The following is a 9,613-nucleotide window of genomic DNA, read 5'->3' on the forward strand; positions in this document are numbered from 1 at the left end:
GCTAAAGATGAACGTTCAGTTATTTATAGCAGAAAAATCAGCCAGACAACAGCAGAAAATTATCGCTTTAAACAAGTATATTGAAAAATATCCTCAAGGATGGAAAAAAAGATTAGAATTAGCTGATTTGCTTTACGAAATAGGAAATTGGCAACAAGCCATTATTGAATATAATCAAGTAATTGAACGACAACCTCAACTACTTGATGTGCATCTAAAATTGGGGAAGATATTGCAGTTAATGGGACAACAAAAAGAGGCTTTACAAGTATATGATACAGCCCTATTTTTGTCTGAAAATCCGGTAACTCAGCATTATATACAAGGATTGATTGCAACTTGTAAAGGTGACAATGAAAAAGCTCTCACAGCCTTTAATGTAGCGGCTAGTTTAGAACCTGATCAAGTATTTCACCGACTGGCTTTGTCACAGGTATATCAAAATGTAGAAAATCCCCTTGGTATTCTCCGCAGCCTAGAGCCGGTTTTAGCAATTAATCCAGATGATGTTATGTCCCTGATTTACAGCTATGATGCCCTGATGGCGGTGGGGGATATACAAACGGCGAAAGAGAGGTTTAACAGCCTTATAGCCCTAGCTGGTGATGATTTTCGAGTAATACAACGACAAATAGATCAACGTTTGCTGGCGAGAATGGTATCCGGTGAAGAGGGGAAAATCACTAAAAAAATGATTACCTCCTTACTAGGAACAATTCCCCATAGTGTTGAAGTCCATAAATCCTTAGCCTACTATCACATTTTACGAGGGGATTGGGCGCAAGGGGTGGAGGTATTAGCTAAGTTTACTACAGAATCCCCCAATCATCCCTACGGTTGGTATTATTATGGGCGGTGCTTATTCCACACAGGGGAATACCAGCAAGGGGCGGAAATGATGGGGAAAGCGTATTATCTGTATCCCCATGATCGGGAAATTTATCGGGGTTTGTGTGAAATTTTACCCCTTGCACCTCACCCAGAGAAGAGTAAAACGATTCTTGCTTCCATAGTGGAGGAGATGTTAACGCGCTTTCCTGAATGCTGGAGTATGTGGACGACTGCGGGGCGGGTATTGGTGGAACATTTTCCAGACATTGAACGGGGTTGTCAGGTTTCCGAACAGGGGACAAAACTACAACCCCAGTTAGCGGATACTTGGTTGCGTCATGGCCAGGTGTTGACTTTGGCTCGTAAACATCGGGAAGCCCTGGAAGCCTTAAAAAAGGCATGGGAGCTTTTACCGGATGGCGGTTATTTGCAATCCGTACCAGCGGCGTTTTGGTTGGGGGAAAGTTATCGAGTTTTGAAGAATGCTAAGGCTAATAAACGGTGGTGGGAGGTAGCTGCTCAAGGATGTCAGGAGTTGAGGTTATTTAACCCAGCCATGGCTGATTACTGGTTAGGGAGGGTGATGATGGGCTTGGGGGATAAGTCGGGGGCTAGACAGGCTTATAAAGGGGCTTTGAGTCAGCAGTTGTTGTATCCCGTGCGTGGGGAGGTGGAGGGAATTTTGGAGAAGCTTAAAAGGTAAGAGGGGTAAGGGTTATGGCGATTTATGGTGGTTTTTTTGGGGGGAAATTTGTCCGTAACTCGAAAAATTCACAAATGGGGGGGGTAAAACGTCTAAATAGTGTGGGAAGAAAAACCACAATTTAATTCAACTCAACAGGACGGAAAACGTTTCTGATAATTCTATGAAAAAGTTAACTTGGTTTTTGGCTGCTATCCTTAGCTTTTTTGTATCTCTAGGTGGGGTAAGTCCTGCTTTCGCTGCTCCTAGTAGCTATCAATTTACCTGTTCAAATATCTCTCTGAGCGGTAATGTACTATCAGCTATTTGTAGAAGACGAGATCAAACATTTAATAAAACTTCAATCGTCTTAAAAGGAATTGAAAATATTGATGGTACTCTTAAGTTCACTGATCGATCTAAACCTGCTAACTTTAACCTGAGTTGTAAAGATACTTCTGTTAGTGGAACTCGACTTTCAGGTAACTGTCAAAAAATCGATGGGAGTTATGTAAACACTTCTATAGAAATCAATGGAATTGAAAACATTAATGGAAACTTAACCTATACAAGCAACCCAGAGCGATAGTGCGATCGCTGATCCTGTAGGGTGCGTTAATGAAATGTAATGCACCTTATGTATGTTTATTTACTGATTTTCGGTGCGTTACGCTGTCGCTAACGCACCCTACATTTTTGTAGTGGTTGATAGCCTTTCCCTTGTTTCCTCACAAATAGATCAACTTAATTTAGTATAAACTGGGTTTTGTCACTATAATTTATGTTTCTAAATCTTTAATTGCCTTTTGAACCTTTCATCTGAGATATTATGCTATTAACAGTGGTTAAATAAGTTTAATTTATGTATGCCAGCTAAAGATTTATTTCATAATACAGTTAAAACAGCCCTGACAAAAGATGGATGGACAATTACTGACGAGCATCTATTTATTCAAGTTGAGGATATTGATTTTTACATAGACTTAACAGCAGATTTTTCCCTAACTCTTCACCTTTTTGATTAGAGACAATTTCGATGACAATTTCGGGTGATTTACCAAATTTCCAAACTAGGTAACAACGATTTTGTTTTTCCCACCAATTTTCAGGAACTTCAACATCAAAACTGATAAATAAATCAGGAACTATAGCGGGTTCACCATAAGTATGATAAATACCAACATTGGCTTCAGCTAAAAAAACCTGATTTTTTAAGGAACTATAAAGAGAACTAACCAAAAGACGTTGTTGTTTTCCATATAGGAGATTATCCACAGGTGTATCATCTTCGGTGACTAGCAGATTGACATCTGGTACATCACAATTATCAATATCATTGATTAAAAGTTGGTTAACCATGATTTTATCCACTACTTGAGGACTTTTTATTATTGTATACTATTTTCCTGAAAACTAAGATCACAATAGACTATTGTAAAAAATTTCAATTCCTAAAATCTACTGCTAATCATCAAGAAGAAAATCACTAACCAAGGTATTGTTAAATCAGGAATTAACCAAGCATAATTTCTTAAAAAAGGTATAGCCATTGGTAAAATAAACCGCAAAGAACGTAAAGATACAGGACGATTACCATTTTGATCTACAATTCCATATCTCTTCGCAACTTCAGCGACAACTTGGATTTTACCTGTATATTTGATCATATTAGCATCAGCTGCTAAACTAGCGATCGCTCTGCCAGTAAATAATGGTGTTTCCCAATTAAAACCATCAGCAAATAATGAAGAATTACCATTTTCTGAACTCTGTTCCTTGGCAAAATTTGTAATCTGTTCCGTACCCACAATACCCGGATAAATAGCCAGAGAAGTCACATTATATTGTTTTAATTCCTTAGCCATATCCGCGGCTAATCTATCACAAGCACTTTTTCCCACACCATAAGGAACATTAAAAATATAAGACATTCCTCCCCAAGAAGAAATAGTAAAAATAATTCCCTGTTTTCTTTTTGTCATCATTCTTGCAGCATAAATACTAGCCACATAATGACTTCGTAAACCTACATTATTGGTAGCATCCCAAAAACCCGGTTCAGACTCCCAAAAGGTTTTACCATAGGCTTCTCTTATGGCTTGTACCCCCCCATAAACATTATTAACTAAAATATCTAATTGACCATTTTGTTCTCTCTCAATCCGTGCAAAAAGTCGGCGAATTTGCTCATCATCACTATGATCAACCTGTACAGAAATACAAACCCCACCAGCTTCGATAACAGCGGTTTCAGTTTCCCGTAAACTACCGCCAAAATGCTCATAATTATTAGGTTCAAAAGTTCGCCCAGTAATATACACAGTAGCGCCCGCTTCACCTAATCCAATTGCAATTCCTTTACCAATTCCTCTGGTAGCACCTGTGACTAATGCTATTTTCCCTTGAAGATTTTTACTCATTTTTTTATTTACATTTGATAATACTTGGGTTTTCGCTGCACGAATTTAAATTTATTATGATTTACAAAGACAAGGGTTAACTGTTAGAAGTAGTATAGATTGTTGTTAGGTTATTGCTGGGATGATGAAATTGTAATTGTCTGATAGCGTAGCGTGGCGCAAGCCATATCGGGATGTCCAGGATTTAATGGATATTCACGATAATCTTTTGAAAAATGCGCCTCACACTGCGGAAAGTTTGATTGTGGGATAAGGTGCGTTACGCTGGCGCTAACGCACCCTACGGACTTAGGGGCTAGGGTATAACTTCTTAATAAGCAAAGCTTTTAAGTTCTTACGAATTCCTGGAAAACCAGAATTAGGATAAGGTGAGCCATTTTTGATCGCTTGTTCTAGAGTTTGATAATAGATATCTTGTTTGAGTGAATCAGTAAAAGCGCTATGTGTAGCTGGAATTAAATAACGTGGTATAGGTGGTATAGCATTTTTTTCTGCATCTTTTCTTTCTGCATCTTTACTACTTAAAATCCATTCTTGAGTTGCGGGAGCATTTAAATAAGCCGCGAATTTATTAGCAGCATTCATGCAAAATTGATCGCAGTCTTGACGGAGAACTAAAGCATCAGTAAATAACAAGGGTTTATTACTTTCTCCAAGGGGTAAAGGAGCTAATTTAACTTCAGAATTGCCCCCATTTTTTAAGATATAGTTGAGTCTTTCTGAATAGCCAAAGAAAACATCTACTTTATTTTCGATAAAGGCATTTGCACCGATATCTTGATTGCTATAATCAGTAAAGCAGGGGTTAACATCTCTCACTTGACAATTTTCAGCAAATTCTCCGAAATATTTCATTACCTTCTCATTTAAATTGTTTGATAAAGCTGAGTTAATGTTATCTACACCATAGGTATCAGCCCAAGCATCTAAATACAAAGCTGGTAAATTCCAACTTCCTGTTAGATTTCCTGCCAGATTTGGTATCTCTGGAGTTATCTCGTTTAAAATAGCTGACAATTCGTCGACAGATGTAGCTTGAGCTACTTTTTCATTATAATAAAATAGGAAATGACCACACAATAAATGCGGGATACCATAAATTTTTTCATTGATAGTAACGGCTTTTAAAGCCACAGGATGCCAATCTTCGGTATTTTGAGGTTCATCCCAAACTTTAGCTAAATTTGCTTTGACTAAATCATCCAGCAATAAAGTATCTACCTCCACTAGATCATAACCACCTTCTTTCGGAGAATTGGATAACCATTGTGTTAAAGTATTTATCTCATAAAATCCTTCTTCATTAGGATTCAGAGGTTTTAATTCTAAGTCTATTTCGGGATTTTTATCTTCAAATTCACTTTCAATTCTATCCAATAGTTTTTCATATTTATCTTCTAAGGAGTCAGGAATATAGGGAAAAAGAGCAACTCTTAAGGTGGTTTCACGGGTTGTTTGTGCGTAGGTCAGGTCTGGAAAGGAAAAGACTATTAATCCTAAAAATGTGAGGGTGAATATGAGTAAGGAGAAAAGTTTATTGTGTAATTTTTTCATGCTCTACCGTCCGTAGTTTTGAGATGTCAGAATCCTGCTTTATTCTTGAAATACCGGTAGGTTTGACATTGCCGATCCTACACTTATATTCGAGAAATAATTATCCATTATTGTGCAATGTTCTGTATGTTTATTTACAAAATTTAATATTGTATCGATTCATTTAATTTTTTTGCAGAAGGTGGAAACCTGTCCCAAAACATCTATACTTCTGGGGAAAATGAAAAATCTCATGATTTTCACTTAATTAGGACTTACGCACAAGTCACGGAATAATGAACCACGTTCGCGGAGCGTCCCGTCAGGGATAGGAACGAAGAGAACGAAGAAAAGAGGGTTTGAGAGATATTTTGCGTAAGTCCTGTTAATATATAAAATTAGAGCGAAAGACAAATCGAAACAAACAGACTCCATGCGTATTTCTCTAAATTGGTTACAAGAACTCGTAGAAATCAAACTCACCCCAGAAGAACTGGCGGAAACCTTGACAATGGCAGGGTTTGAAGTAGAAGATATAGAAGACCGTCGCACTTGGGCCGCAGGGGTAGTTGTGGGGAAAGTCCTGGAACGTCAACCACACCCGAACGCAGATAAATTAAGCGTTTGTACGGTAGACATTGGTGCTGCTGAGACTGTGAATATCGTTTGTGGCGCTGGGAACGTCCGCGCAGACATATATGTTCCCGTAGCTACCACAGGAACTTATTTACCCAACATTGATTTAAAAATCAAACCCGCAAAACTGCGCGGTGTTCCCTCTAATGGGATGATATGTTCTTTGAAAGAGTTGGGTTTACCCACGGATATTGACGGTATTCATATCTTTAGTGAAGAAAATCTGGTTTTAGGTAGTGACGTGCGTCCCCTGTTGGGTTTGGAAGATGTGATTTTAGATGTCACTGCTACCGCTAACCGTGCTGACGCTTTATCTATGGTCGGTATTGCGCGGGAAGTAGCAGCTTTAACCGGGGGAAATTTATCAATTCCCGAAATTGCGAAAGTAGAAAATACTCAAACTGCAAAAAACCTGACTTTGAAAATTTCCGAAATCCAAGCTTGTCCTGCTTATATTGGTACGGTTGTTGAAAACATCAAAATTGCACCCTCTCCTGAATGGTTACAACAACGTTTACGGTCTGCGGGAGTGAGACCAATTAATAATGTGGTTGATATCACTAACTACGTTTTATTAGAAAGAGGACAACCCCTTCACGCTTTCGACAAAGACCGTTTACAATCTCTCTCTGGAGAGGAACAATTAATAATGGGAGTGCGGTTTGCACAAACGGGAGAAACTTTAAAAACTTTAGATGGAAATAATCGCAATTTATCACCCCAAAATTTATTAATTACTGCTAATAATCAACCAGTGGCTTTAGCAGGTGTTATGGGTGGTGAAGCAACGGAAGTTTATGAAGGTACACAAAGTTTAGTTTTAGAAGCAGCGTTATTTGATTCTGTAGCCATTCGTCGTTCTTCTCGCAGTGTGGGGTTAAGAAGTGAAGCCTCTGGAAGATATGAAAGGGGCGTAAATCACGCCGAATTAGAAATAGCTTGTCACCGGGCTTTATCTCTAATTCAAGAATTAGCAGCCGGGGTAATTGTTCAACAAGAAATTTCTGATTATCGTCCAGATATTTCTACCTGGTCTCATTCTATTTACCTGCGTTTGGATAAAGTTAATCAAGTATTAGGTCCGATTGAATTAGGACAAGAAACAGGAGAATTACAACCAGAAGATGTAGAAAAAATTCTCACGGCTTTAGGATGTAAATTGGTAAAAACTGACGAACGGAATTGGACAGTTACAGTACCTCCCTATCGTTACCGTGATTTAGAACGGGAAATTGATTTAATTGAAGAAATTGCCCGGTTATATGGTTATGATAAATTCTGCGATACCTTACCAGAAAAATCCGAAGCTGGTTATCTATCTTTAGATCAAGAATTAATTCGCAAGTTACGCGGTTATTTACGGGCTGAAGGTTTGACGGAATTAATGCAATATTCTTTAGTGAAACCAGGGGAAGATAAACAGATTGTTTTAAGTAACCCTTTATTTGCGGAATATTCAGCCTTACGCACTGATTTAATCTCTGGTTTAATTACCGCTTTCCAATACAATTTAGAACAGGGAAATGGGGCGTTAAATGGTTTTGAAATCGGGAGAGTTTTCTGGAGTGAAGAAGAGGGTTTACAAGAAGCAGAAGTGCTGGCCGGAATTATCGGTGGTGATATAACTAGCGGTAAATGGTCACGGGGTGGTAAGGAAAAGGCCATGACCTGGTTTGAAGCTAAAGGTATTTTAGAAAGTGTCTTTAAACAACTTAAATTAGCGGTAGAATTTCAACCAGAAAATCGAGATTCTCGTTTACACCCCGGACGCACAGCTTCATTGTGGATAAAAGGTAATCGTCTGGGAACATTTGGACAAATTCACCCCCAATTACGCCGCGAAAAAGATTTACCAGAAGCCGTTTATGTGTTTCAATTAGATTTAGATGCTTTGTTGGATGCTTGGGATGATGATAATTTATTAATTCCTAAATTTAGTTCCTATTCTACCTATCCAGCAAGTGATAGAGATTTGGCGTTTTTCGCACCAGTGAAAGTGACAGTTTGCGAACTCGAAAAAGTCATTAATAAAGCCGGAAAAGGCTTATTAAATTCTGTGGAATTGTTTGATGAATATCGCGGTGAAAACGTACCCACAGGACAACGCAGTTTAGCCTTTCGTTTAGTATATCGTGCCAGCGATCGCACGCTGACAGAAAATGAAATTGAACCAGTTCATAATCACGTGCGTTCTGCTTTGGTAGAGAAGTTTGGTGTCAATTTGAGAAGTTAATCACAGCGGTTTTTGTTTCCCGCTGAAATATTAATCTTTTCGGTTCCCGACTTCTATGATTAATTTGATTAAGTAGGTTGGCGTTAAAAATTGTCGTTATGACAAGGGAACAGGGAACAGGGAACAGGGAAGAGGTTTTGGGCAACTTTACTTTTCGTTACTTATGTCGGTTTTTTTCCGTTCACCTACTTAATTTATCATTTATTGACACAATTAAAAAAGAAGTCGGGTATCCTTCAACTCCCGATAAGCATTTAAAGCCGCATTTTTCACTTCTTCTGCTACTATGGGAAAGGTACTCAATATATGACTAAATTCTGTTTCTGTTAATCCATATAAATGGGCAATTATTCCATCTAATTCCGCGCGGATTTTTCCCCTTTCTCTCTCGTCTGTAACTCCGTTTTCATGACTTGTTAATCCTACTTCTCTCGCTAATTCATCATATTCTGCTGTGGTACAGATTAGTTTGGCTGCACGTTCTACTATTTCTTGAAAATATGGGTCTTTTTCTGTTAATCTGGGAACACAGGTTTGATACATATAGAAAAAATTGAGAGCAGATGAAACTCTGTTACGGATAGAATAGTCAACTGAAAAACTATTCCAAATAGCTACTAAATATAAACATTCTTGATAATTAGGAGGATGAGAAATTGCAGAAGAACAAAGTAAAATGGATTGAAAATTTTCTGCATGGAAATTTGGAGGAATAATTGTTGCAATTAATGTTCTCATATCTGTGTTTCGTGCAGTTTTCCGAAATCCTGCACGATAACACTGATAATCTAAAATTTGCCCCTTATCAACACCATTTTTACCTAAAACCGCTTTTCTTCCTTCCTCCTCCTCTACCCAGTACCGAGGTTCAGCAAACTTGTGGGTAAATTGATGAATCATTTTCCCCTCATATAAAGGTAATCTTCCCTTTCCTGGTTCAGTTTTAAACAAATGACTATCATTAGTCATGTGAAATTCAGCAGTTAACTTTAAATTCCACTTATCCTGAATTTCCTCCCCCAACAACGGAAAGCGACTCATTTTTTTAGCTATGAAAATATCTAAATCAGATTTAAACTCCATAACCGAAATAGAATCAGGAGATAAGCGTTTAATTAAATCCACAGAAATATGAATACAATCATCATCAGGAAAATTATTTAATTCTCCCACATCATGACGCATAAACCTAGCCGGAAAAGATAAAGTTTTATTACCATTTTCAAAAGTCAAAACCACAAACTTAAAACTTTTATGTACCCCTTCAAAAATAGCCTT

6 protein-coding genes and 2 pseudogenes are annotated in these 9,613 nt (G+C 37.9%); 4 read left to right on the top strand and 4 right to left on the bottom strand.

All coding sequences use genetic code 11. The annotated features are described in order from the left end of the window. Positions 1-7: 7 nt before the first annotated feature. The 3 genes from H6G25_RS18920 (at position 8) to H6G25_RS18930 (ending at position 2,538) form a co-directional block, all read left to right on the top strand. A complete protein-coding gene (locus H6G25_RS18920) occupies positions 8-1,534 on the top strand; it encodes a tetratricopeptide repeat protein (RefSeq protein ID WP_190393828.1) in 1,527 nt (508 codons plus the stop codon). Positions 1,535-1,697: 163 nt separating this feature from the next. Beyond that, a complete protein-coding gene (locus tag H6G25_RS18925) occupies positions 1,698-2,102 on the top strand; it encodes a CVNH domain-containing protein (protein ID WP_190393829.1) in 405 nt (134 codons plus the stop codon). A 277-nt stretch (positions 2,103-2,379) separates the two neighbouring features. Further along, the gene (locus H6G25_RS18930) at positions 2,380-2,538 is read left to right on the top strand and encodes an element excision factor XisH family protein (protein WP_190393830.1); all 159 of its coding nucleotides are present in this window, start codon (positions 2,380-2,382) and stop codon (positions 2,536-2,538) included. Here the strand turns inward: H6G25_RS18930 and H6G25_RS18935 are convergent. From H6G25_RS18935 to H6G25_RS18945, 3 genes and pseudogenes are all read right to left on the bottom strand, one after another. Further along, positions 2,513-2,872, bottom strand: a pseudogene (locus tag H6G25_RS18935) (Uma2 family endonuclease); the annotation flags it as partial. The gene H6G25_RS18930 and the pseudogene H6G25_RS18935 sit on opposite strands and share 26 nt — an antisense overlap. A gap of 92 nt (positions 2,873-2,964) precedes the next feature. Further along, positions 2,965-3,933 (bottom strand): SDR family NAD(P)-dependent oxidoreductase, encoded by a 969-nt coding sequence (locus H6G25_RS18940; RefSeq protein ID WP_190393831.1) that lies wholly within the window; start codon positions 3,931-3,933, stop codon positions 2,965-2,967. A gap of 288 nt (positions 3,934-4,221) precedes the next feature. Further along, the gene (locus H6G25_RS18945) at positions 4,222-5,487 is read right to left on the bottom strand and encodes an extracellular solute-binding protein (protein ID WP_190393832.1); all 1,266 of its coding nucleotides are present in this window, start codon (positions 5,485-5,487) and stop codon (positions 4,222-4,224) included. Between the two features lie 412 nt (positions 5,488-5,899). Between H6G25_RS18945 and pheT the strand changes: the two genes are divergently transcribed. Next, positions 5,900-8,335 carry a phenylalanine--tRNA ligase subunit beta gene (pheT, locus tag H6G25_RS18950; protein WP_190393833.1) on the top strand — a complete coding sequence of 812 codons (2,436 nt, stop codon included), beginning with the start codon at positions 5,900-5,902 and terminating at the stop codon, positions 8,333-8,335. A 213-nt stretch (positions 8,336-8,548) separates the two neighbouring features. Here pheT and H6G25_RS18955 read toward each other — a convergent pair. Beyond that, a pseudogene (locus H6G25_RS18955) lies at positions 8,549-9,613 on the bottom strand (ATP-binding protein); the annotation flags it as partial.

The organism is Dolichospermum sp. FACHB-1091 (assembly GCF_014697585.1).
Lineage (GTDB): Bacteria > Cyanobacteriota > Cyanobacteriia > Cyanobacteriales > Nostocaceae > Dolichospermum.

What these genes read in the sequence shown, in the direction of transcription:
- H6G25_RS18925 (WP_190393829.1), top strand. Translation starts at nt 1,698, where the DNA reads ATGAAAAAGTTAACTTGGTTTTTGGCTGCTATCCTTAGCTTTTTTGTA.
- H6G25_RS18930 (WP_190393830.1), top strand. Translation starts at nt 2,380, where the DNA reads ATGCCAGCTAAAGATTTATTTCATAATACAGTTAAAACAGCCCTGACA.
- H6G25_RS18920 (WP_190393828.1), top strand. Translation starts at nt 8, where the DNA reads ATGAACGTTCAGTTATTTATAGCAGAAAAATCAGCCAGACAACAGCAG.
- H6G25_RS18945 (WP_190393832.1), bottom strand. Translation starts at nt 5,487, where the DNA reads ATGAAAAAATTACACAATAAACTTTTCTCCTTACTCATATTCACCCTC.
- H6G25_RS18940 (WP_190393831.1), bottom strand. Translation starts at nt 3,933, where the DNA reads ATGAGTAAAAATCTTCAAGGGAAAATAGCATTAGTCACAGGTGCTACC.
- pheT (WP_190393833.1), top strand. Translation starts at nt 5,900, where the DNA reads ATGCGTATTTCTCTAAATTGGTTACAAGAACTCGTAGAAATCAAACTC.